The organism is Veillonella tobetsuensis (assembly GCF_001078375.1).
GTDB lineage: Bacteria > Bacillota > Negativicutes > Veillonellales > Veillonellaceae > Veillonella > Veillonella tobetsuensis.
In genome coordinates, this window is sequence record NZ_BBXI01000022.1 from 17,299 (window position 1) to 40,717 (window position 23,419).

19 protein-coding genes are annotated in these 23,419 nt (G+C 36.2%); 16 read left to right on the plus strand and 3 right to left on the minus strand.

From position 1 onward, the window contains the following. The first annotated feature begins 9 nt into the window (after positions 1 to 9). From VEI_RS09120 to VEI_RS09130, 4 genes are all read left to right on the plus strand, one after another. A complete protein-coding gene (locus VEI_RS09120; RefSeq protein ID WP_059364544.1) occupies positions 10 to 1,491 on the plus strand; it encodes an amino acid permease in 1,482 nt (493 codons plus the stop codon). Between the two features lie 175 nt (positions 1,492 to 1,666). Beyond that, positions 1,667 to 1,984: a YbjQ family protein gene (locus VEI_RS09125; protein ID WP_059364546.1), complete on the plus strand. Its 318-nt coding sequence runs from the start codon at positions 1,667 to 1,669 to the stop codon at positions 1,982 to 1,984. Between the two features lie 490 nt (positions 1,985 to 2,474). Further along, a complete protein-coding gene (locus VEI_RS10395) occupies positions 2,475 to 2,648 on the plus strand; it encodes a hypothetical protein (RefSeq protein ID WP_162837721.1) in 174 nt (57 codons plus the stop codon). After that, on the plus strand, positions 2,649 to 3,209 hold the full coding sequence (locus tag VEI_RS09130) for a hypothetical protein (protein WP_059364548.1): 561 nt from the start codon (positions 2,649 to 2,651) through the stop codon (positions 3,207 to 3,209). It begins immediately after the preceding gene. 158 nt (positions 3,210 to 3,367) lie between these two features. Here VEI_RS09130 and VEI_RS09135 read toward each other — a convergent pair whose 3' ends face one another. Together VEI_RS09135 and VEI_RS09140 are read right to left on the minus strand one after the other, a co-directional pair. Continuing rightward, positions 3,368 to 6,430, minus strand: coding sequence for an efflux RND transporter permease subunit (locus VEI_RS09135; protein ID WP_059364550.1), 3,063 nt, complete (start codon positions 6,428 to 6,430; stop codon positions 3,368 to 3,370). Then, positions 6,427 to 7,491 (minus strand): efflux RND transporter periplasmic adaptor subunit, encoded by a 1,065-nt coding sequence (locus VEI_RS09140; RefSeq protein WP_059364552.1) that lies wholly within the window; start codon positions 7,489 to 7,491, stop codon positions 6,427 to 6,429. The genes VEI_RS09135 and VEI_RS09140 overlap by 4 nt, the downstream gene beginning before the upstream one ends. A gap of 369 nt (positions 7,492 to 7,860) precedes the next feature. On the opposite strand from VEI_RS09140, the gene VEI_RS10400 reads away from it, so the two are divergent. Then, entirely contained in the window at positions 7,861 to 8,019 is a 159-nt protein-coding gene (locus VEI_RS10400) for a hypothetical protein (protein ID WP_162837722.1), read from the plus strand. An 89-nt stretch (positions 8,020 to 8,108) separates the two neighbouring features. On the opposite strand, the gene VEI_RS09145 is transcribed toward VEI_RS10400, so the two are convergent. Further along, entirely contained in the window at positions 8,109 to 9,458 is a 1,350-nt protein-coding gene (locus VEI_RS09145; protein ID WP_059364554.1) for a hemolysin family protein, read from the minus strand. A 466-nt stretch (positions 9,459 to 9,924) separates the two neighbouring features. Here VEI_RS09145 and VEI_RS09150 point away from each other — a divergent pair, with 466 nt between their 5' ends. The 11 genes from VEI_RS09150 (at position 9,925) to VEI_RS09200 (ending at position 23,293) form a co-directional block, all read left to right on the plus strand. Beyond that, complete coding sequence (locus tag VEI_RS09150; protein WP_059364556.1) at positions 9,925 to 10,524, plus strand: class I SAM-dependent methyltransferase; 600 nt, start codon at positions 9,925 to 9,927, stop codon at positions 10,522 to 10,524. A gap of 159 nt (positions 10,525 to 10,683) precedes the next feature. Next, positions 10,684 to 11,574, plus strand: coding sequence for a hypothetical protein (locus tag VEI_RS09155; protein ID WP_059364558.1), 891 nt, complete (start codon positions 10,684 to 10,686; stop codon positions 11,572 to 11,574). Between the two features lie 130 nt (positions 11,575 to 11,704). After that, positions 11,705 to 12,481: a glycosyltransferase family 25 protein gene (locus VEI_RS09160; RefSeq protein ID WP_059364560.1), complete on the plus strand. Its 777-nt coding sequence runs from the start codon at positions 11,705 to 11,707 to the stop codon at positions 12,479 to 12,481. A gap of 118 nt (positions 12,482 to 12,599) precedes the next feature. Beyond that, the gene (locus VEI_RS09165; protein ID WP_059364562.1) at positions 12,600 to 14,564 is read left to right on the plus strand and encodes an LTA synthase family protein; all 1,965 of its coding nucleotides are present in this window, start codon (positions 12,600 to 12,602) and stop codon (positions 14,562 to 14,564) included. Between the two features lie 44 nt (positions 14,565 to 14,608). Then, positions 14,609 to 16,282, plus strand: a complete 1,674-nt coding sequence (locus VEI_RS09170; RefSeq protein WP_059364564.1) for a PIG-L family deacetylase — start codon at positions 14,609 to 14,611, stop codon at positions 16,280 to 16,282. Positions 16,283 to 16,284: 2 nt separating this feature from the next. Then, on the plus strand, positions 16,285 to 17,280 hold the full coding sequence (locus tag VEI_RS09175; protein WP_059364565.1) for a glycosyltransferase family 2 protein: 996 nt from the start codon (positions 16,285 to 16,287) through the stop codon (positions 17,278 to 17,280). A gap of 55 nt (positions 17,281 to 17,335) precedes the next feature. Beyond that, complete coding sequence (locus tag VEI_RS09180) at positions 17,336 to 18,094, plus strand: glycosyltransferase family 2 protein (protein ID WP_059364569.1); 759 nt, start codon at positions 17,336 to 17,338, stop codon at positions 18,092 to 18,094. Positions 18,095 to 18,158: 64 nt separating this feature from the next. Then, positions 18,159 to 20,183 carry an LTA synthase family protein gene (locus tag VEI_RS09185; protein ID WP_059364570.1) on the plus strand — a complete coding sequence of 675 codons (2,025 nt, stop codon included), beginning with the start codon at positions 18,159 to 18,161 and terminating at the stop codon, positions 20,181 to 20,183. 70 nt (positions 20,184 to 20,253) lie between these two features. Beyond that, positions 20,254 to 21,318, plus strand: coding sequence for a glycosyltransferase family 4 protein (locus tag VEI_RS09190; protein WP_059364572.1), 1,065 nt, complete (start codon positions 20,254 to 20,256; stop codon positions 21,316 to 21,318). A 4-nt stretch (positions 21,319 to 21,322) separates the two neighbouring features. Continuing rightward, complete coding sequence (locus VEI_RS09195) at positions 21,323 to 22,264, plus strand: VirK/YbjX family protein (RefSeq protein WP_059364574.1); 942 nt, start codon at positions 21,323 to 21,325, stop codon at positions 22,262 to 22,264. 15 nt (positions 22,265 to 22,279) lie between these two features. Continuing rightward, positions 22,280 to 23,293, plus strand: a complete 1,014-nt coding sequence (locus tag VEI_RS09200) for an acyltransferase (protein WP_059364576.1) — start codon at positions 22,280 to 22,282, stop codon at positions 23,291 to 23,293. The last annotated feature ends 126 nt before the right edge of the window (positions 23,294 to 23,419 follow it).

The window sequence follows — 23,419 nt, forward strand, 5'->3', positions numbered from 1 at the left end:
AGGTGCACCATGGCTGATAATCAAAATAATAACGTAGAGTTTACGTCTAACACAGATCAACATCTAAAACGTACCCTGAAAGCGCGTCATATGAATATGATTGCTCTAGGTGGTGCTATCGGTACTGGCTTATTCGTAGCTGGTGGTGAAGTAGTAAGTACTGCAGGCCCTGGTGGTGCTCTCGTAGCTTACGGCCTCATTGGCCTCATGGTGTATTTCCTCATGACATCTCTTGGGGAAATGGCTACTTACTTGCCGATTCCTGGTTCCTTCGGGACTTATGCAAAACGCTATGTAGATCCTGCCTTTGGTTTTGCCTTAGGTTGGAACTACTGGTTTAACTGGGCTATTACATTGGCTGCCGAAGTACTGGCAGGGGCGCTGATCATGAAATATTGGTTTCCTGATGTGCCGGCCATCGTCTGGTCCGCTTTATTCTTATTAATTCTATTTGGACTCAACTATTTGTCCACTCGTTCCTTTGGTGAAAGTGAATACGTATTCTCATCCATCAAGGTAATTACAGTTTTTGTATTCCTATTCTGTGGTTCAATGCTTATCCTAGGCATTGGTGGCACATCTCCAGGATTTGTAAACTGGACAACAGGTGATGCTCCATTTGTAGGTGGTTGGGAATCCATCCTTGCTATCTTCATGGTAGCTGGTTTCTCCTTCCAAGGTACTGAGCTTATCGGCGTAGCCGCTGGAGAAGCAGAAGACCCTGAAAAGAACGTGCCAAAAGCGATTAATTCCATCTTCTGGCGTATCCTATTGTTCTATATTGGGGCTTTCACAGTAATCGGTTTCCTCATTCCTTACACTGATCCAAATCTATTGAATTCTAGCATTGAAAACGTATCCATTTCTCCATTTACACTCGTATTTGACCGTTTTGGATTCGCTTTTGCCGCTAGCTTTATCAATGCTATTATCTTAACAGCTGTATTGAGTGCTGGTAACTCCGGCTTGTATTCTTCAACTCGTATGCTTTACGCATTGGCTAAAGAAGGTCAAGCGCCACAAATCTTCGCTAAACTTAATAAACGTGGTGTTCCAGTTCCTGCATTGGTAGTAACTACAGCCATCGGTTTATTTGCATTCCTTACAAGCTTCATCGGTGAAGGTACTGCATACACTTGGATTGTTAATATCTCTGGCCTCTGTGGCTTCATCGCATGGGTTGGTATTGCAGTTTCTCACTATCGTTTCCGCCGTGCATTCATTGCACAAGGTAGAGATCTTAGTGAATTGCCTTACAAAGCGTGGTTATTCCCAATTGGCCCAATCTTGGCGTTAATTCTATGTATCTTCATCATTGCTGGTCAAAACTACTCCGCTTTCACAGGCGATACAATCGACTGGTACGGCGTATCCGTTGCTTACATCGGATTGCCAATCTTCTTCGCTGTATACCTAGGTTACAAATATATCAACAAAACTAAACTCGTTCCGTTGAAAGAAGTAAACTTAGATCGCGATTTTGATAAATAAAAATGTAATACAATTAGACCTATTCATTATGAAAGTAGTGAATAGGTCTTTTATTGTACATGCAGTATTAGGTAATTGTTTTTATATGAAAGCTATCATTATGAGATTGTTTTTCTATAAAAGCCTTGCTATAATGAATCAAAATATATTGTTGTCAATTAGAGAGGATACAATTATGATTATTACTACAACTATGCATGTTGAAAATAAACCTGTACAAGAATACAAAGGTATCGTATTTGGTGAGGTCGTAGAAGGCCGTAACTTTGTAAAAGACTTTATGTCTGGTATTCGTGATATTGTTGGTGGTCGTAGCGGTAGCTATGAAGATTCACTAATGAATGCACGCCAAGCAGCAATCGATGAAATGGCAAAACGAGCTAGCAAAATCGGCGCTAATGCCGTTATTGGCGTATCATTCCAATACAGTACCGTAGGAGCACAAAATGGCATGCTTATGGTGACATGTAATGGGACGGCCGTTGTAATTTAATAAGAATTCATAGATGGGACCACTTGTTTCATTCCACCGGCCGGGTCTGACTCCGGCCTACGGCCTCCGCAGGGCCAAAGTCATGAAACAAGTGGTCCCATCTATTTTCTATTAAATACAACAGTCTGGATTAGAAAAAGAAAAAGTCGTTCGGAAACACTACTTATTCTATTTTGCTTAAAATTTCCATCGGTCGGGTTTGAGTGAGAAGGGCCATAAGTAGGGTATGAGGTAGCAGATTTTGTGATCTGCTACCTTTTAGTATGTAATAAAGTATCTCTTAAGAAATAGAATAGGCGTGTACTATTTCAAAATAGGTGTATATAAGATTCTATGATTGATTTATAGGTGACTAATAGTCACCTATGCTCCTATTAATCACCCTTGACTCTATTAGTAACATCACATAGCTAGATTTTTATATGATAGACTTGCTATAATTAATCAATAGTTTAGTTCGTATCAAAATAATTATGTTAGGAGGTATATTATGGCAACATCAAGTTTTTTTACGCCATTGGTTGTAAAACCTGAGGACGAAGATGCTATGATTAAAGTTTTTGAATCAAAAGAAAAAGTAAAATGGAAAACCAATAAAAATTATAAATTTTTAAATGATAATGAAGTAAAGTCATTGGTTGAGAAAATGCGGAGGAATAATTAAATGGAACATGATGTTGTACCATTAAATTCTTATTTAACTTATGCTAATGAATCAGAAATTAAACATTTTATGAGTACATTTTCATGTCCTGTAAATAATGATATTGAAATATTTCTTAAAGAGAAATCTATAAAATTTGAACAAAAAAATTTTTCTAGAACATATTTAATTATACATAATACTTATACAGAACAATTACTTTTAGGATATTTTACACTAGCTTTAAAAGTACTAAATTTAGATTCTAGTGTATCAAATAAATTAAAAAAAATAGTATCTGGATATTCTAATAAAAAAGAAACTACTGTTTATCTAATTGGGCAAATAGGTAAAAACTTTAATATTAATCATAATCAGATTAATGGAGATGATTTAATGTGTTATGCACTAGAGGCCATTATAAATGCTAGTAATATTGTAGGAGGTAGAGCTATTGCCATTGAGTGTAAAGATATAGATTCATTAACTCAATTTTATAAGAAATTTGGTTTTGAATTACTTACAAATACTCAATATAATGAATTACAAACCTATGTATTGAATATAGATAAATTAAATTGATTATATTTTTATGTGATATAAAAACAGCAGGGCCGCCACCCTGCTGTTTTTTTGTTGCGTGAATACATTGCAACTTACTTATTTCCCTTGTCAAAGATATATTAATACTATCAGAATTAGTAGTCAATCAATTGTTAGGTATAATACATATCTATTATTTATTTTACCTTATACCATGTTGCGTACATAACTGGTAATACGATGAGTGTGAGTACCGTTGCCACGAGTAGGCCGCCGCTAAAGGCGATGGCTAGTGGGCTCCAGAATACGGATCCCATGAGTGGTATCATACCAAGGATGGCTGCAATAGCAGTTAGCATAATTGGTCTAAACCGCAATGTAGCAGAGTTGATGATGGCTTCTCGTGGAGATTGGCCTTCAGCACGGTGGATTTCGATTTGGTCCAACAAGATGATGGAGTTACGAATGATCATGCCAGAGAGGGCAATAACACCGAGAATGGCCATAAATCCAAGTGGTGTACGTGTAATGTTTAGGGCTAGTACAACACCGATGAGTCCTAGAGGAGCCGTGAATAAGGCCATGAGCATGAGTGCAATTTTCTTCAATTGGAACATGAGAATGGTCATAATCACAAAAAGCATGATAGGAATTGGGACGAGTAATTTTTTAACGGCTGTAACGCTCTTTTCAGCGGCGCCATCGAGCTCGATAGTATATCCAGTTGGCAAGTTTTGACGATATTCTTCAAGGTTCTTGTAGATTTCTTTCGTCTTAGCATTGCCAAGTACGCCAGGGCCAACATTAGCATGGATGCTGATGGTCGGCATCATGTTGCGGTGCCAGATAATCCCTTCCTCTTGGGTCATAGAAATCGTGGCAATTTGGCTGAGCGGTACATAGGAACCATTGCCTGTTTGGATTGGTAGTGATGAAAGTGCCGCTAGATTGTGGTTTTCATTGCCACCTAATTTGAAAGTAACAGGAATTGTTTGGTTACCTTCGTAATATTCACCCGCTTTTGTACCCGTTAACAAGCTTTGTAAATGAAGCGATACAGCATAGCTATTGATGCCAAGCATACGAGCCTTATCTGGATCGATATGAACCTGTGCAACAGGCTCTGTATCCGGCCAGTCAAAGGCGATATTTTGTAAGTCCTTATCTTGCTGCATCATGGCTTTCACATCATTAGCAATCGTTTTTACCTCAGATGCATTAGGTCCCGATACACGAAGCATAACAGGATATTTAGATGGAGGACCAATTTGAACGAATTGCATATTGATGAGGGCAGATGGATATTGATCGTTTAACTGATCTTGTAAATCCTTGAACAATGCATCACGATCCTTTAAGGACTTTGTGACGATGATGGTTTGCATGAAATTAGCACGTGGTAATTCCGGTTCTAAGGTCAATACAAACCGCGGCGACCCTTCACCTACATAGGTTGTGTAATGATCGATATGCTCATTGTCCTTTAACAAAGCATCCAATAATTTAGCTTGGCTTTGCGTATAATCGATGGATGAGCTTTGAGGAAATTGCATAGATACAATGATTTCATTCCGCGTTGATGATGGGAAAAATTCCTGTTTGATGAGCGGAAATGATAGGAGGGACAATATGAAAGCCCCTAATGTGGCGAGTAATATGGTCTTGTGATGACCGAGTGCCCAGTGGAGGAGACTTTCAAAACGTGCATAAAAAATCGTTTTCAGACGATGCATAATATGATCGCGACGAGTCCACTCGGATTCGGGTTTTTCAGCCTTGTTTTCGATGATTTTATAGCCCAGTACAGGACTGACCAGAACAGATGCAATCCAAGATAGGACGAGGGCTAAGAACACAACGATGGACAAGGATTTAGTAAATTCTGCAACCATGCCCTCTGCCAAGGCGAGAGGCAAGAAACCAGCACAGGTAATGAGCGTGCCGGACAGCATCGGAAAGGCTGTAGATTCATAAGCAAAGGTGGCTGCACGCCAATGGTTAAAGCCTTCTTCAAGCTTAACGCTCATCATTTCTACAACGATGATGGCGTCATCTACGAGGAGGCCCAGTGACAAGATGAGGGCACCAAGGCTAACCTTATGTAGATAAATACCGTTTTCGTACATCAACACAAAGACGGTGGATACAACGACAGGAATGGTGAGCGCCACTACAACACCGGTACGAATGCCAAGGGATGCAAAGCTTACGAGCAATACGATGGCGATGGCTTCGAATAGAGATTGTGAGAAATCACCGATGGATTCCTTAACGATGTGCGGCTGATTCGATACTTGATCGAGGTTTAAACCAGCGGGAATCGTCGTTTTAAATTCCTTTAGTTTATTATCGATAGCCTCGCCAAATTCGATATTATTCGCACCAGCATCCATGGAAATAGCGATGCCGATAGCAGGCTTGCCTTCGTAGTAAAATTGAGGACTAGATGGGTCCTTATAGGTCATTGTTACATCCGCTACATCGCCAAGTCGTACGATTTGATTGTTGATGCGGGCTGGCATATTTTTGACAGCATCGACGCTATCGAATACACCATTTACACGGATATATACATTGTTCGTATCGGTGTTAACCATACCAGCTGGCACCATGGCGCTTTGCTGTTTGAGCGCGTTTAATACTTGTTGAACTGTTACCTTATAGGAGGCCAATTTATCCTTATTGATAGTTATATCAAGGGACTTTTCTTGCACTCCAATAAGGGTAATCTTTTTTACATTTGGAACGGATAACAATTGTCGTTTTAAATTTTCCGCTTGTTGCCGTTTTTCTTCGTAACTAAATTCGTCACCTGAAAGGGCATAAATCGTGCCGTATACATCGTCGAATCGATCGTTGATAGCTGGACCTTGAACGCCAGATGGTAAGGATTTCCATTCATCATTGATCATGTTACGTGCTTCTTCCCAGGCGGGACGAATTTTACTTGATGGTAAATCTTCTTTTAGATTGATGTATATAACAGATTTACTGCCATCTGTGAAAGACTTAGTATAATCTACACCCGGTAGATCCCGTAGTCGTTCCTCCAGTTTATCCGTTACCTGATCAGACATCTCTTGCGGTGATGCACCTGGCCAAGAAATGCCGACCACCATGGTACGCATCGTAAAGTCTGGATCTTCCATGCGTCCCATATGGGTGAACGAGAATATACCAAAGGTGAGGAGTACGGCGATGAAGTAATAGATAATAGATTTGTGGCGTAACGCCCAATCGGCTAAGTTAAAGTTCTTCATTCATGCACCGCCGTCCCTTCTTGTAATTGTTGGGTGCCTGCGGTGATAACGATATCTCCTTTAGCGAGGCCACTTTTAACGATAACCGAATTATTACCGAAATCGCCCGTTTGAATTGGTACAAGATGCGCTTTTTTATCTCGAATGATATAGACCGCATTATTACCTTGTTTGTCTTTCACCAAAGCTGTCAATGGAATAGAAATATCCGTTGTCTCTACTTGATTGATGACCGCGTTGATGGTCATGCCAAGCTGTACCTCTTTTGGTGGATTTTGTAAGGCAATTTTTACCGTATAGGTCCGTGCAATTGGATCTGGTACTGGTGAAATTTCTCGGATAATCCCTTGTACTTTCACATCAGGTAAAGCCCAGAAACTGATGGTAGCAGTACTACCTATGCGAATCTTACTCATTTCTTGTTCAGGCAACGAAATAACTGCCTCTGGTTCATGGCCAGCCGCCAAGGTGCCTACTGGTTGACCAGCGGAGACCACTTGACCGACCTCGAGATTAAGCGCCGTTATGAGGCCACTATCTGGAGCAACAAGAGTAGTATAACTATTTTGATTATTGCTCAAATTGAGACCTGCTTGAGCCTGTTGTAACTGAGCCTTGGCAGCATTCAATTGATTTTCTGCTTGATCTAGTTGTAATTTACTAACCGCATTTTGTTCATATAAAGTACGGAATCGTTCCGCATTCGTATTGGCTAGCTCATATGCCGATTGAGCTGCCGTAACGGCTCCTTGTGCATTTTGTACTTGACTAGCCGTATCAGCGCCGTTAATTTGGGCGATAACTTGACCCGCTTGAACAGGGGAACCTACACTGACGAATTTATTAATAATACGGCCACCAACTTGGAACGCTAAATTTGTTTCCGTTTTATTGTGGATTGTTCCCGAATACCCAGCACTCGTTGTGCCAGCCTCCTCGCCAATCGTAATCGTCCGTACTTTGAGACTCGTATCATGCTCTTCTTGATTCGAACCACAACCGCCGATGACTAGTGCACTCATCAGTAGCGCCGTGGTCAATCCTAATACACTACGATTCATAATTCTCTCCTTCACACACATTATAGAGATTATTGTGAAAGCAATAACTACTATGAAATATATATTTTATACAATTAAATAATACTATATATTAAACAAAAATTCTATATGTATATTAATTATATTAGAAAATATATATGTTTTCTAAATTTAGTAACTGCGAGGCATCTTCCTAAAACCTCCAGCTACCTTAACGGTCTGCGCCTGATGGCTTGACCTAGTAAAGTCGGTTTTAGAAAGGTGCCTCTTCGTTAAAAAATATCATAAACCAGAGCCTATACAAACATATATATTTTCTAATAATTGGAGAGAGGGGACCTTCGGGGAGAAATTTAGGTTATAATAGTTTTGATAAAGGTTGGTGGAATTATGAAACAAGAAAAAGACAGAGAAGTATATAATCAAAAAACATTAGAAGTAATGAAAGAAGCAAAGAAAATAGCTAGAGATTTGAAATACCCTAGTTATAAAACGTTAGAAGAACTAAAAAGAGCTTTAGATGATAGTTGTGCAACAAACGTAGAATAGAAGATGAGAGAACCCCTCTTGAAAACGACTTCGGGCTCCGCGTAGCGCAGTAGCGTGTCGGCTTTCAAGAGGGGTTCTCTCATCCATTTTTATTCTTCTGTTTGTTCCACAACTGGTTCAACATAACTAACCAAAATTTTGTCGATTCTCGTATTATCCATGTCTACGATTTCAAAGGTGTATCCTTCCCAATAGGTTTTGTCTGTTTCTCGTGGGATTCTACCGAATAGTAGGTTCATGAGACCGCCTAATGTTTTGTATAGATCATCTTCTTCGCGAGGAAGTTCTTTGTCGATGTGAAAGAATTCTTTAAATTCGTCTATGTTGAGTAGACCATCTACAAGCCATGTTCCGTCACCGCGTTCGATGATACGGTTTTCTTCTTCTTGGCGTTCATCTTCACCAGATGGCATGAGGCCTACGATTTCTTCCATGATGTCATGTAATGTTACGAGGCCACTAAAGCCACCGTATTCATCGAGGACGATGGTTTCGTGAACGCCTTCATTACGCAATGTATTGAGCAATTTCATAAGAGAAATGCTTTCAGGTACAAGCAATGGTTCTGTCATACAGGAACGGATGACGTGGTGAAGGGGGCTTTCACCCTGCAAACATTCAACCATAACATCTGTTACGTTAATCATACCCTGCAATTCATCGAGGGAATCTTCACCTACAGGAATGCGGTAATGGTTTGCCGTTTTAAGAACCTCCATGATTTCATCTTCGGAAGCGTTTAAATCAATCCATTTAAGCTGCGTCCGCGGTGTCATGACGTCAGATGCGTCCATGTCGGCTAGGTGAAAGATATTTTCTACGAGGATAGGTTCTTCTTCTTCGTAAGCACCCATGGCTACGCCTTCGGTGAGCATTTTGTTGATTTCAGACTCTGTTACAGGAGCTTCTTCTTTAATAGTAACGCCTAATAATTTTAATAAAAATTCTGTAGAAACACCGAGGAAGCTAACGATTGGTTTTAATGCTACTGATAGCCAGTAAATTGGTTTTGCCACCACTACTGCGATACTTTCAGGACTATTTAAAGCCAAGCGTTTTGGCACAAGTTCACCAATAACGAGGGATAAATAGGTAATAATCGCAACGATGATAAATGAGCTAAGAGATGTAGCATACGGTTCAATACTTGGAACATGAGCTACTAAAAATTCTTCTAATGGAGCGGAAAAGGTTGCACCAGAATACAAACCTGTTAAAATACCAACGAGGGTAATACCAATTTGAATGGTAGAAAACATATTATTAGGATTTTCTGCTAATTCAAAGGCTTTTTTAGCTCGTTCATTACCTGCTTCACCCATCTCTTCGAGACGGCGTTTTTTAGCATTAACAATGGCTAACTCTGTCATGGAAAATAAGCCATTGGCGATGATTAATATTATAATAATTATAAAATCTAAGGTCAGATCACTGTCCATGTAAGTAAATACTCCTTTTTATGAGATATAATTCTGCACATGAGAAAATTGAAATATTACTCTTTAGTATACCATATTCGAATTATATATGGTAAATACAACAAAAGCACCCATATAAGGTGCTTTTGTTGTATACTATAGGTGTTACTGCCCCATACTGGTAACAGAAAGGGGGTGAAAACGTGTTTGACACTTTGACTTCTTTAATAGTATCTATCATAGCAGGTGTAACCTGTCACTACATCTGCAAGTGGCTAGATAGATACTTTCGTCAGTAACTAGCACAAAAAAAGGAGGGCCGACACCCTCCTTTTTTGTTTGCGTGAAAACGTGTCTCACATTGACTTCCTTTGTCATATATTATGATACATGATTATCTAACATTTGTAAATGATGTTATCTATGTATACAATGATTGATAAGAACTATAATGTACATGCATATAAGCGATAGGGAGAAGGATACGATGACAAGCGAACAGGAATGGGAACAAGTGTTACAAATCAAAACTACAGGCCGTGATGATAGCCGTTCGGATGCAGAGCATCATCCATATGAACCGACGGACTATTGTGTTCTTGAGCGCCTTGCAAATAGCGGTTATATTACGAAACAAAATACCCTCATCGATTACGGCAGTGGCAAGGGGCGCGTTAGCATATTTATGGCGAATCAGACGCGGTGCCATTCCATTGGTATCGAATACGATGAACGTTTGTATGAACGTGCCATCGTAAATGGTGAAAGCCCAGCTGCCAAGAACCGCGTATCTTTTGTCCTTGGCGATGCTGCTACCTATGCATTGCCAGACAATGCAGATCGATGCTTTTTCTTTAATCCTTTTGCACTTCACACCATTAAACGCGTACTAGGTAATATCTTTGATTCTTTATATCATCATCCAAGAGAAATTTTACTATTCTTCTATTATGTTAACGAAGAAGTAGAGAATTTCCTAAATAACCACGTGCGCCTCGAAGCAGAAAAACCTATACAGTGTGGTGATTTATTTCAAGAAACTGATGAAAAAGAACGAATATTGGTGTATAGGGTGAATATGTTTTAGTACTTTCACTAAAACACGCAGAAAATCCGCGTATTTTTTGATATAATAATAGATTAGAGAGTATAAAAATTTATTTTTTCTATTCACCATGGTATGTATTGATTCGTAATGATTAATCGTAGTGATTAGGGCTGAGTATATACCATAAAGGAGGAACGTATGGAACGCGTGTCAGCAAGTCTTATTGAAGAAATTCGCAGTGCCTTAATAGAACGTTATAATCGTGATCAAGAAATTCAGCAAATGATTGAAGAAATCGGTGCTGAAGAAGGTCTTAACGAAAAAGAATTGTCTATTATTCACCAGGCTTATTTAGAGGTTAAGGAACGCATGCAGTATACGGCGAATTTGATGGAATTGTGGAATCAAATTGAGGTCGTTCAGGATCGCATGAGCATGCTTAATTCTTATGAAAGCTTGGAACGCGATTTATTTGGCGATGTTCTTTCCTTTGATAAACCGATGGGTTACGGTGCATCAAATCAAGATAACTTAGATTATACGATGGAGCAAATTAAATTACATGATATAGATCATGACCTCGAAGATATTGACCTTTCTAAGGAATATCCTATAGATAATCAAGATGCTGTTTATTTTAATGAGCATTCAGCCAATAAGAAAACAACATCTAGTCGTAATGACGTCAATGATGATGACTTTGATGACGAAGAGGACAATTTTGATGATGAAAGCTTATTAGACAGAGATATACGTACGTCTTTAGATCCTTATGATATGGTAAATTCCTTGTTGTATTCCAAACAATCCATGAGCGATAAGGATAAAACTAAACAACAAAAGGAAATCGACAAGCTTATCAAAAAACAACTGAAACGCGTAGAAGAAGAATGGGCGAAGATTTCAGGTAAAAAGGATAAAAAAGATAAGAAAAAGAAAGATAAAGACAAAAAGAAAGACAAGGACAAAAAGAAAGACAAAAAAGACAAGGATAAGAATAAAGATAAAAAATCCAAGAAGGATAAAGAGGCTAAGAAACTTGAAAAATCCTTGAAAAAGGAATCCAAAAAATCTGGAAAAAAGGACTAACCGTAGATTTCATAAATAACCACGGCCAGAAAACTACGGATAAAGGCTGTGGAAAATGCAAGCGGTGCAAGGGGCCGCGGTGTAGAAGATATTAAATCGATTGTCGATATTAGTATGAATAGAGGAACATATGAATATCATAGTTATATCTGATAAAGAGAATGCTGAACGTAGGGAAAATGTTTGTAATGAATTTGGTAAATATAATCTAGAATTCAGTTTCTTTGATGCTATTATGGCGAATAAAATGTCAAAAGAAGAGCTTACAACAAAAGCATTGAAAGACACTTTTTTGACTCCTAGCGAAATTGGATGTGCTTTAAGTCATATTGGTGTATATAAGAAATTTCTTGAGTCTAATCAAAAAAGTATTATGATTTGTGAAGATGATATATTCATTACAGAATACTTTGATAAAACTGTTATAGAAAAAATTAGAGAATTTGTTGAATTTAGTGATGAGCCACGTTTAGTAGTACTACAAAAAAGTATTTATCATCATAAACGCGTACAAAATATATCTGAGAATATGAATATTTACTCTGCTAGAAATTTATTTTGTACTCATGGCTATATTATTAATAGAGCTGCAGCCCATAATATTACATCTATTCAAAATCCTGTGCGCTTTGAAATTGATGCGTTTAAGTTTTATTATTGGTTAAATCTTTGTAAATTGTATTGTTTAGATAAAGATCTTATACTACAACAGGACGAAGAAGTAATGGCATCTACTGTAGATTCTGGGACAAGTTCAGATTCTAGTGGTGAGTCTCAACGTACAGCAAAGAAAAATAGTGCTTATAAAGAATTATATAGACAATTGTCTCTAAAAAGTAAAATTATCAGTCAGTATAGACGATTTGAAAAAGCATGTTACAAGATGTTTGAAGGTTTAGATTACTAAAATAATTTTATAGATAACAATTTATAGAGGGAAAATAAATACCATAGATAATTAGTAATTAGTAAATAATATTTTAAATTACTAATTACTATAATTAGGTTAAAGAGGATAGGTAGTTATGAATCGATGGCAACGGTTATTTGAAGGTATAAAAACAGAAATTATGGCTTTTTTATTTTTTTCTGTTTTATTAACTATCTTTAGAGTGGTATTTCTTTGGATATTTCAGTCACAGTTAGCTACGGTTCCTATAGAGGAAATACTAAAATCCCTATGGTTTGGTTTTAGATTAAGCCTTAAAACAGTTGGTACCATCTGTTTATTTGGATTTATATTAGGTACATTAGTACAAACTTTTGTACCTAAATGGCCGTCTTTACGTCTTAAACAAATTATATATTCAATTGCAACTATTTTACTGACATTTTTATTTTTGGGACGAATTCCATTTTATAAAATCTTTAACTCTTCTTATAATATGATGCTTATTAATGGTAAACATGATGATATTGGCGCTATTGTCAACACAGCTATTAATGAGTATAATGCTTTTTTTTATTTTATTTGTGCTATTGTTATAAGTGTTATATTAACAGAGTTTTTGTTAAAAGTACTATCTACTAGTACAAAAAAATATAGTATTAATAAGGTAATTAGCACTAAATGGTATCCAAAGACAAAACTTGCTCAGTGGATAACAGGAATAGGTTTATTGATTGTATTTAGTTTGATATTTGTAGTATTCCGTTTCGGTGGTGCTTTGAGCTATACGAATTCCATTAACTGGGAAAGTGCAGCTCGACTTAATTCAAATCTATTAAATGAAACAATATTAGACGATGCACAAGCGTTATACCGTGTAAAATCTATTGCGAAACGGACTTCAGAGCTAGAGGATATTCATTTAACGTCTGCTGAGTTACATGAAAAAATACAATCCATTGGCGGTAATCCTAATAGTACAAGATTTGATGAAGCTTTCACAAAAACGATAACAACAGAGCGATTACAACAACAACCGCAATCTATTAATATCATTCTCGGTGAATCCTATGGTTTATGGCCATTCCTTGCTGAATTCAATGAACCTGGTGCTTATCTTGTAGAGCAAGGTCGTAAATACGCAGGCAGTCCTCAGGCGATGGGTACACAAATGGCCTTGGCCCAAGGAACAGGTACGATGCCTGCCATTATTGGTTTATTAACGGGGATGCCGGATACGGGGATGTATCCAAATTATAGCGTAGGTATGTTACAAGAACCGTATGGCCTAGGTATTGGATCGGTTATGAAAAAACTAGGTTATAAGACCGTATTTTGGTATGGCGGTTTTAGTACTTGGCAAAATGTTAAGAATTTTGCATTAGAACAAGGTTTTGATGAATTCCACGATGCATCTGAAATGCCGAGCAACGAAACAAATGCTTGGGGCGTAGCCGATGGAGATATGTTCAAGGCTATCAGTACATATATGGACAAACATCGTGGCGAAAAGATCATCAATGTCATCATGACTACGTCGAATCATCCTCCATATAGTGTGAATGTGGCGAAGGAAGGCTATGATGCGGATAAGGTTCGTAAGAACTTGCCAGATTCCATTGCCAATACGGATAAACAAATCAACGAAATGGGTCATATTTGGTATGCAGACCATGTGATGGGCGAATTTATCAGCAAAGAGGAACAATCTGATCCAACTTCATTATTTGTTATCACCGGTGACCATAGCGAACGCTTTACCTTTGCTCGTGAACAAAGTTCTAATGTGTTCTCTACGATTCCGATTATTTTCTATGGACAAGGCATCAAAAAAGAATGGCTTTCACAAGATGCATTCGGTATGAGCATCCAAATCATTCCGACCTTGGCGGAACTCGTAGGTCGCACGGGGCAAACCTATGAGGCTATGGTACCGAGTCTATTTAATCAAGGGTCGTTCGTGTTTAACCATCGTTTGTGGATGGATACAAATGGTATTTATTTAGAAAATGAGCAAATGCCACAAGACTATGCTAACTCTATGAAAACCATGCGAGAATTAACGGCTTGGCGGTTGAAACATGGGGATGTTATACAGTAATTGTAAATAATATATAGAATTAGTAATCGGGAGTTTTTCTATTTATGAATATATCTAGTTTTTCTTATGAACAATTCTTTCATGGTCATTCAGTTATGTTTATTGTTCCTCACGAAGATGACGAGATTAATATGGCTGGTGCCACTATATATGGGGCGATACAAGAAGGGCTAGAGGTATATGTAGTTTTTCTCACAAATGGTGATTATGAATATACTTTTGATGTGCGATGTAATGAGACATATCAAATGGCTAAAGAAATTGGATTACCTCAAGAGAATATTATTTTCTTAGGATTTGGCGATTTTATAGGTCATGAAATTATTCAGAATAAATCGGCTATTATCACTAGTCGTGCTAATCATAATAAAACCTATGGATTTGATTTTGCTAGTCTTGTTATGAATGAGACTCAACCTTATTCTTGGTCTGGTATTATTCAGTCTTTAATTGATGTTATACTGCACTTTAAACCAGATACAATTATTGCCACGGATTATGATACTCATGTAGATCATAGATTATGTACCTTTACAGTGGCGTGTGCGATAGAGTGGATTATAAAATATACCGAATTTAGACCTCAGTTTCTTAATGGTTTTGCTTATTCAACAGGATATGAAACAGTTGATGATTACTATGAAAATAATCTATTATCTACAGTGATTAATAAGCGGGCATTGCCATCGAATGAGTTTAGTACGGGAAATCCTACTCTATCTTGGGTACATCGCCTTCGAATTCCAGTACCTTATGATTGTCGAAATAGAGAATTAGTAACTAATCCTATTTTTAAGGCAATGGCGGCCCATATGAGCCAAGAAGGTTATAAAAGGGGGGTACGCCTTATAAATGGTGATCAAGTATTTTGGAGGAGAAGAACAGATAATTTAGTATTATATGCAGATATAACTGTATCTTCTGGCGAGGCTTCATATCTTAATGATTTCTTACGTTTTAATATAGCAAATGTAAAATTAAATTCATATAATCCTGAGGATTATATGTGGATACCAACGATAGATGATATGGAACGTAAGGTCCATATTGCGTTTAACAAAACTACAGCTATACAGGTTATACAATTATTTGGTAATGTATATAATACTTATAATTATTGCTCTATTCGTATAGAAATGAGTAATGGTAAGCAGATTTTATTAAAAGAAATTACTTATATGGGACAAGGTATATCTTATGTTTTTGATGAACCTGTGTCTTTAGAATGGATTGATATATATATAGATAAACAATGCCTAGGTTTATCTGAAATAGAGTTATATAGTAATAATAATGATATATATGATTATTGTCATATATTAGCAGATAATCAGTTTATGTATGATTGGGTTGTATATCCTGGTGAGAAAATTCCGATGATTACCCCTTATATTGAAAGTCTCAGAAAAGATATGATTACATATGGTGAATCAATACGAGAAAACTCTTATAGGTGGCTAATTAATAATAAATATGTTGATATTTCTGCTTTACAAAGTACAATTGAGCGAGAATTAAGTACTAGTCTTTTACAATTACGATTAGAGTCTAGTGATGGATTGGTATTTTGTGAGTCTACGATTCGTAAGGGCAGTTTTAAGGATTGGTGTTCTTTAAAATGGAATCAATTACAAGATAAATTGGCTTATATAAGGATTAAATCGAAATATAAACAGGGATATAAAGCGGCACAGGCATATAAACAAGGAGGTATATAATTATGGAGAATCAGAATAGACCATTAGTATCAATTGTTATTCCTGTGTATAAAGCAGAAAACTATATTGGTAAATGTATTGAAAGTTTACAGCATCAAACATATAGTAATTTACAAATTATTTTAATTGAAGATGGATCACCCGATTCCAGTGGGCGTATTTGTGATGATTATGCTGTTAAGGATGATAGAATTACCGTTATACATCATAAACAGAATATGGGTGTTAGTAAGACTCGTAATGATGGACTGGCAATTGTAAAAGGTGATTATATCGCTTTTGTAGATGGTGATGATTATGTAGCATCTACAATGATTGAAGAGTGCTTAACATCCATTCAAGAAAAGCAAGTAGATGTAGTGGTTTTTGATATTTCTGTTGTAGAAAATGGTAAGACTAGTCCTCGGCATATGGATGAAAACTATTTTGTAGATATAAAAAGTGCATATACTGCTTTGATAGAGGACAAAATTCCAAATTATTTATGTAATAAATTCTTTAAAGCAAATGCTTGGAAAGAAATTCGATTAAAAGAAAATACAGATTTTGAGGATTTAATGATTATGCCGTTGGTTTTTAAAAACCTTTCATCTGTATACTATTTACAGAAATCGCTTTATTTTTATAACTGTGATAATGAAAACTCTATCACGAGTAATTGGAGTGCAAAGAGTAAATATGGATTGTTCTGTTCCTATTTATATCGTCAACCATTAGCTGAAGAATTAGGTATGACAGACTTTGTACAATACTGTCGTCATAGAGCCATTCGCAGTGCTGTAGGGGGAATTGGTTTTAATTTAGCGAAACCAGAACTACAAGAAAAACAGGTAGAGCATATGCTAGAGTATTTAAAACAAGAGGAACAGTCTTCTGATATGCCTGCTATTGGTGCCAAATATCAGGTGTTATTATACGGTGCACTCCATGCTCCATTTATCTCAAAACTGTATGGGCATATGATGTTTGGATTAGAACGAATTAAAAAATCTTTATAATTGAATATGTAATTTTATATATATATTTGAAATTATATGAATATTGAGGCAACTTATGTCAACAATTACAGCTATTATATTAGCTCGCAACGAAGAACAGCATATAGCAGACTGCATAAAAAGCATTCAATGTGCAGATGAAATACTCGTCATAGATGATGGTAGTACGGATAGAACTGTAGAATTAGCAGAAGGCTTAGGAGCTAAGGTGATACCACATCCTTTAAACAATGACTGGTCTCAACAACGACGGTTTGGTATTAGTCAGGCATCATGTGATTGGATACTATTTATTGATTCTGATGAACGGATTTCGCCTGAATTAAATGATGAAATAAGACAAGCTGTACAATGTAGAGAGAAAAAAGCATATTGGTTATCTCGTCATAATATATTTCATCATAACTCTGCAACTCATGGCTCTATGCGACCAGATAAGGTATTACGTTTGATGCCAACAGAAGGGGCGACTGTTGAAGGTTTTGTACATGAAACCTTTATTAGCCCATTTCCACAAGATTCGTTAAAAGGAAAACTGTTTCATTATACCTACGATAATTGGACTCAGTATTTCAATAAGTTCAATAAATATACATCAGCAGCTGCTGAGAAATATCATGAACAAGGTAAATCCTGTTCTTTTTGGAAGGATATTATACTTCGCCCTCACTGGGCATTCTTTAAGATATATATTTTGCAAAAGGGATTCCTTGATGGCAAAATAGGTTTCATCTTATCTTTATATCATTATATGTATACTGTAACAAAATATGTAAAACTGTATTATTTAAATAAATCTAATGGGATATTGTGATTTATTTATAAAAAGTATTTAGAAAATATACAAAAATGTAAGATAGAGAAAGCTGTAAAATATAATGAGTGAACAATTTTTCTTATCATTACAACAAAATATAAAATTAATGATATGGGCCCCTATATTAAGTACTATATTCCGTATAATATTTATGCGTAGCTATAATCCATATCCTACTTGGCAAGGACGTTGGCAATCTGTTCTAGGTGCACTACGCTATGGATTTTGGTGGGGCATGGACTTTGATGCCTATGTATTTTTAGTACCTTTAGTTCTCATTACTATACCAGCATTATTCTTTGGTACATATCATCAATATGAAGATATAGTGCGCCTTATTGGATTAACTCTTTACTCTTGTGTATTATATGCTGCGTTTGCAGGTAAGATGATATTTTACAAGCATTTTCACGATACGTATAACTATATGGTCCACTATGGCAAACATGCAGAAAAAAATAATCTTATCGATGTATTTTTCAACCAAGATAGAGGCCTATTGGTATTGGTTGGATTTATTCCAGTAGCTATTATTTCATGGTTGGCAGGAAGTGCTTTTCTATCTTTACCATCTATCCCTTATCCTGCTTTTGAGAGTACATGGATGACAGTATTGTGGAATGTATTCTTAGTCATTGTATCGGTTGTTGGTTTTTATTGGTTCCGCTATGGTGGTACTTTATCTCATGATGATAAGCCAGAATGGGATACGATTCCTACCATAGTAAAAGAAGACCTTTTCTTTGCTCGTGCGACAGTACCTGATTTATGTGCATTGGAAACGGTTTATAAACATCCTCTACGCTCAGAATATACTGCATCTGAGGAAGCTATTAATCACGCTGTTAGTCGTGTTGTACCTAGTGAATATAAAGAGAATTGGCATGAGCTAGATAATCCGTTATATGCTTTCAAAAAAATTGCTAAAGGACCTAAGATTACGAAACCTAAACATATTTTCTTTATTGTTGGTGAAAGTATCACACAGTGGTCGTTAGACGAAACACATAGATTACTTAATGTATGCACCGGTTTATGGAATTTTAAAGAGCAATCGCATACAGTTCAAATTCCTAATTTTTTACCGGCAGGTAATGTATCAAGACCATCTATCGTAAGCCTTATGAGTGGTATCTATGATGCGGGATTAGAAATCAATGAAAGAGAAAGTTTCTGGAAGGGTGCATTTCCTACATCCTTTGCACATCAAATGAAGCAATTAGGATATCAAACTATATATTGGTATGGTGGTAATGCATCGTATGGTAACTTTAATCACTTTGGTAAAGCACAAGGTTTTGATAAAGTAGAAAGTGCTTCTATTTTCTGTGGACCTGATGCTCCTAAAACATGGGTTGGTGTTTATGATCATGTATTCCTAGAGAATATTGAGCAACAAATTAAATCAATTGATGAACCTACATTCCATTTTATTTATACAACCTCTAATCATGGTCCGTATAAGATGGAGGACTCATTACTCGATTATGCTCCAGAAAAAGTTATGCCAGATGTGGGGGAAGATTTGCGTTCTAATAAAACACGTAATAAGGAACTGGCAACTTACCGTTATAGTGATAAGGCTATATTTAATTTCGTTAAATCTATGAAAGATGCCTATCCAGACAGTCTCTTTGTGGTGACCGGTGATCATTCTAATCTATTTGGTTCTTTGAATAATACGTCGCTTATTCATCGTGATTATACATTGCGTGACACATTCTGTACGGTTGGTTTATTACAACATCCTGAGTTAGAAGATAATATGATTGTTACTAAAAAAGGTACCCATATGAGCATTATGCCAACGATTATCGAGGCTATTGCACCTAAAGGATTTGAGTATTATTCTATTACTCCATCGTTATTTGAGGAGCAGCCTGAAACCTTAGTAACTCCTTATCAATGGATGACTGATACTATGATGGGTGATGTCCGTATGGATTATGGTGAAAGTAATATGCCTTCAACTGAGCCTGTGGAACAAGTTCGACCTATCGATAATCATGCTGATGAAGCACGTGATTGGACTTTACTAACAACTTGGTTGATCAATCATGAAAAGATACTATTTTCTAAAAAGTAGATGAAAAATAAATACATATATGATTAAATATATATAGTTAATTACAATATATATTTTAAGGAGGGTATCTATGTCGATACTAAATGTAGTAGGCGCCAAAGTATGGGGCGGCGGAGAGCAATATGTATATGATATGTGCGACGAACTACATCGATGGCAGATACCCTCTTTTGTTTTAGTAGATGAAACAAATCAGGAACTACAAGACCGATTTACATTAGTAGCAGAAATCATTACAGCTAATCTTTATTCGTGTAAAGGTTTTTTATCTATTAGCTCTATTGTTAAACAAATGAACCAATATGGTATTGATGTTATTCAATGCCATTCTGGTAAATATATCTTGTTATGCTTGGCATTAAAACGTTTAACGGGTGCAAAACTAATTTTTTATAAACATAATGTGGTACAGGCTAAAACCGATATATACCATCGTTGGATTCAATCTCATGTAGATGCTTTTATTTGCGTATCTAAACAAGTGTATGATGCACAAGTTATACCTTCGATTTCTCAGAAATATCATCTAGTTTATAATGGTATTAATACGCATCGCTTTCCTAGTATTGAGTGTGAACATAAAGAACAAAAGCAGTTTATCGTAGGATATGCGGGTCGTATTACAGAAAACAAGGGTATATATGAGTTATTAGCAGCCATTAAAATAATACATAATAGTAATAATAATATTCGATTGCGTATATGTGGTGATGGTATTCATGATGATATTCAAGAATTGCATCATTATATTATGCAATATGATATGAAAGACTATGTGGAATATATTGGTTTTCAGCAGGATATGAATAGTTTTTATCGGTCTATCGATTGTCTAGTGGCTCCATCAAAAGTACGAGAAGCATTTGGCCTTGTATTATGTGAGGCTATGTATTGTAAAGTTCCTGTTATAGCAAGTACATCAGGAGCACAGGAAGAAATTATTGAGAATGGCGTATCAGGTATTCTTATTGATGCGGTTAATAGTGAAGCAATTGCTAAGTCTATTCAAAAGTTAATGCAGGATGATGTAATTCGCGTATCTATGGTAGAACAGGGGTATAAGCGTGTGAAATCTACATTTACCATTGCTAAGATGGTGGATTCCATAGTAACAATTATTCGTAATTTGAGGTGATAAGGTGTTACAGTATATACAAAATCAATGGGCAAAAGGCCGAAAAATATATGGTAAGCGTAGCTGGAGAGAAACACGTCGTGTTGTATTACATACCGTCCGCTCTATGAGTCGCCGTCAGCAAATGAATCGTTTAGAAAACTATTTTGCTAACTATAAACCAGATCCAGAGCTGTTACAACGCCAAATTGGTTTATATGAATTGATGACGCGTATTTTTTTCTATAAAGATTCTACAGTAGATGAGCGCTTAGATGCTATCATCAATCACTTTGATTACATACAAAATGTGTTCACTAATCAAGCTATTCAGTCCATGTACTCTGTGGATATGGATAATTTTCTAGATGATGTGAGCCGTATTAAGCGTGGTCTTACAGTATGGCAATCAGAAGATCTTAATATGAAAGCTCAACTATATTACGGCGCAGGGCAACGCAAGGAAGGATTGTTAACATTATTATTAACCTTGGAATCACAAGGTGTATATCATGCTAATTTCCGATTTGGTAAAGGTCTTAGTGGGGAAAAAGCCATGTGGATTGGCACCATTCAGGGATATAAGGACGGTTTAGCCAATGCAAAAACAGCTACTAAAAAGATGTTTGGTTATCGTCCTAAAAACTTTATTATGTATTTGCTTAGATTGATTGCACAGCAATGTGGAGTAGAAACTATCTATGCAGTATCTGATGAAGGGTTTTATGCAAATACACATTTAGTACGCGGGCATCGTGCGAAAGTAGCAGAGCTAGATTCCTTGTGGCAAGAAAGCGGTGGAGAGCTTTCACAAGACCCAAGATTTTACATTGTTCCATTAGAGGAATACCGTAAACCGATTGAAGAAATTAAATCTCAAAAGCGTAGTCAATATAGAAAACGCTATGATTTATTAGATCAATATGCAGAGGAAGTACAAGAGAATTTAAAACTATATTTGAAATAGGGGATAGAGGAAAACATGAATAAGGGAGACATAGTAACTCAACGTCAATCTAACATTGAGTTACTACGAGTGATTAGTATGCTTATGGTGTTGTTGGGACACTATTATGTACTAAGTTATTTTGGAGATATTGATACTGTATCGTTTAATTTAGTTGGCATGCAGTTTTTAGGGGCATGGAGTAAGGTAGCCGTTGATATTTTTGTCATCATTACAGGCTATTTTCTCGTGAATCAAACGTTTAGATGGAAAAAGGTATTAAAACTACTATCTTGTACATATTTTTGGGGAATTATCGTATTACTATTGGGCTTTGCATTAGGGCTTTCAATAAAAACAGATTATATATATAAATCCTTATTCCCACTAACACCACTAAACTGGTTTGCTAGATCGTATTTATTACTATATATATCAATACCTTTATTTAATAAAATCATTAATAGTGTTAGTAAAGCTCGATTGGGGCAAATCATAATTGTATTAACCACTATATTCTATACCGTTCCTACACTGATTAGTACATTTATCAGTGGTGGTGGATATCTAACATCCTATTTTACATTTGGCATTATGTATATGATTGGTGCTTATATTCGTAAATATGGAGATGCAAAATTAGATAAGATATCTATATATGCTGGTATTATGAGTATTATACTTATATTGGCCTCTATCTTGTGGAATGATATTCATATGTATGAGGGTCTGTATATTATGTATTTAGCCCATAAAGGAAACTCTGTAGTTGGATTATTGACTGCTATTGGCATATTTACAATATTTAAGAATATAAAAATTTCATATAGTCCATTTATTAATACAGTAGCATCTACTACATTTGCAGTATATTTAATCCATAATAATCCTATTATTAGTGATTGGTTATGGAATACGGTAATTCAAGCAAATAACTATTTTGATTCACCATTTTTTCTTTTACATATGGTTGGTGTATCAATCTTAATATTTGCAGTATGTTCAGTGCTTGAATGGTTGCGATTACATATTTTTTCTAGATTTAATTAAGAATACAAAGCTGGCGAAACTTGTTTTCACCAGCTTTTTGTATATAGAAAACCCCCGGATAGTCCGGGGGTTCAGTAAAAGCTTTAGCGTTGCGTCTTCGAAAAGTTACTCCTTTAGGGTAAGATT

What these genes read in the sequence shown, in the direction of transcription:
- VEI_RS10395 (WP_162837721.1), top strand. Translation starts at nt 2,475, where the DNA reads ATGGCAACATCAAGTTTTTTTACGCCATTGGTTGTAAAACCTGAGGAC.
- VEI_RS09155 (WP_059364558.1), top strand. Translation starts at nt 10,684, where the DNA reads ATGGAACGCGTGTCAGCAAGTCTTATTGAAGAAATTCGCAGTGCCTTA.
- VEI_RS10400 (WP_162837722.1), top strand. Translation starts at nt 7,861, where the DNA reads ATGAAACAAGAAAAAGACAGAGAAGTATATAATCAAAAAACATTAGAA.
- VEI_RS09140 (WP_059364552.1), bottom strand. Translation starts at nt 7,491, where the DNA reads ATGAATCGTAGTGTATTAGGATTGACCACGGCGCTACTGATGAGTGCA.
- VEI_RS09160 (WP_059364560.1), top strand. Translation starts at nt 11,705, where the DNA reads ATGAATATCATAGTTATATCTGATAAAGAGAATGCTGAACGTAGGGAA.
- VEI_RS09175 (WP_059364565.1), top strand. Translation starts at nt 16,285, where the DNA reads ATGGAGAATCAGAATAGACCATTAGTATCAATTGTTATTCCTGTGTAT.
- VEI_RS09125 (WP_059364546.1), top strand. Translation starts at nt 1,667, where the DNA reads ATGATTATTACTACAACTATGCATGTTGAAAATAAACCTGTACAAGAA.
- VEI_RS09200 (WP_059364576.1), top strand. Translation starts at nt 22,280, where the DNA reads ATGAATAAGGGAGACATAGTAACTCAACGTCAATCTAACATTGAGTTA.
- VEI_RS09145 (WP_059364554.1), bottom strand. Translation starts at nt 9,458, where the DNA reads ATGGACAGTGATCTGACCTTAGATTTTATAATTATTATAATATTAATC.
- VEI_RS09120 (WP_059364544.1), top strand. Translation starts at nt 10, where the DNA reads ATGGCTGATAATCAAAATAATAACGTAGAGTTTACGTCTAACACAGAT.
- VEI_RS09165 (WP_059364562.1), top strand. Translation starts at nt 12,600, where the DNA reads ATGAATCGATGGCAACGGTTATTTGAAGGTATAAAAACAGAAATTATG.
- VEI_RS09180 (WP_059364569.1), top strand. Translation starts at nt 17,336, where the DNA reads ATGTCAACAATTACAGCTATTATATTAGCTCGCAACGAAGAACAGCAT.
- VEI_RS09150 (WP_059364556.1), top strand. Translation starts at nt 9,925, where the DNA reads ATGACAAGCGAACAGGAATGGGAACAAGTGTTACAAATCAAAACTACA.
- VEI_RS09135 (WP_059364550.1), bottom strand. Translation starts at nt 6,430, where the DNA reads ATGAAGAACTTTAACTTAGCCGATTGGGCGTTACGCCACAAATCTATT.
- VEI_RS09170 (WP_059364564.1), top strand. Translation starts at nt 14,609, where the DNA reads ATGAATATATCTAGTTTTTCTTATGAACAATTCTTTCATGGTCATTCA.
- VEI_RS09190 (WP_059364572.1), top strand. Translation starts at nt 20,254, where the DNA reads ATGTCGATACTAAATGTAGTAGGCGCCAAAGTATGGGGCGGCGGAGAG.
- VEI_RS09130 (WP_059364548.1), top strand. Translation starts at nt 2,649, where the DNA reads ATGGAACATGATGTTGTACCATTAAATTCTTATTTAACTTATGCTAAT.
- VEI_RS09185 (WP_059364570.1), top strand. Translation starts at nt 18,159, where the DNA reads ATGAGTGAACAATTTTTCTTATCATTACAACAAAATATAAAATTAATG.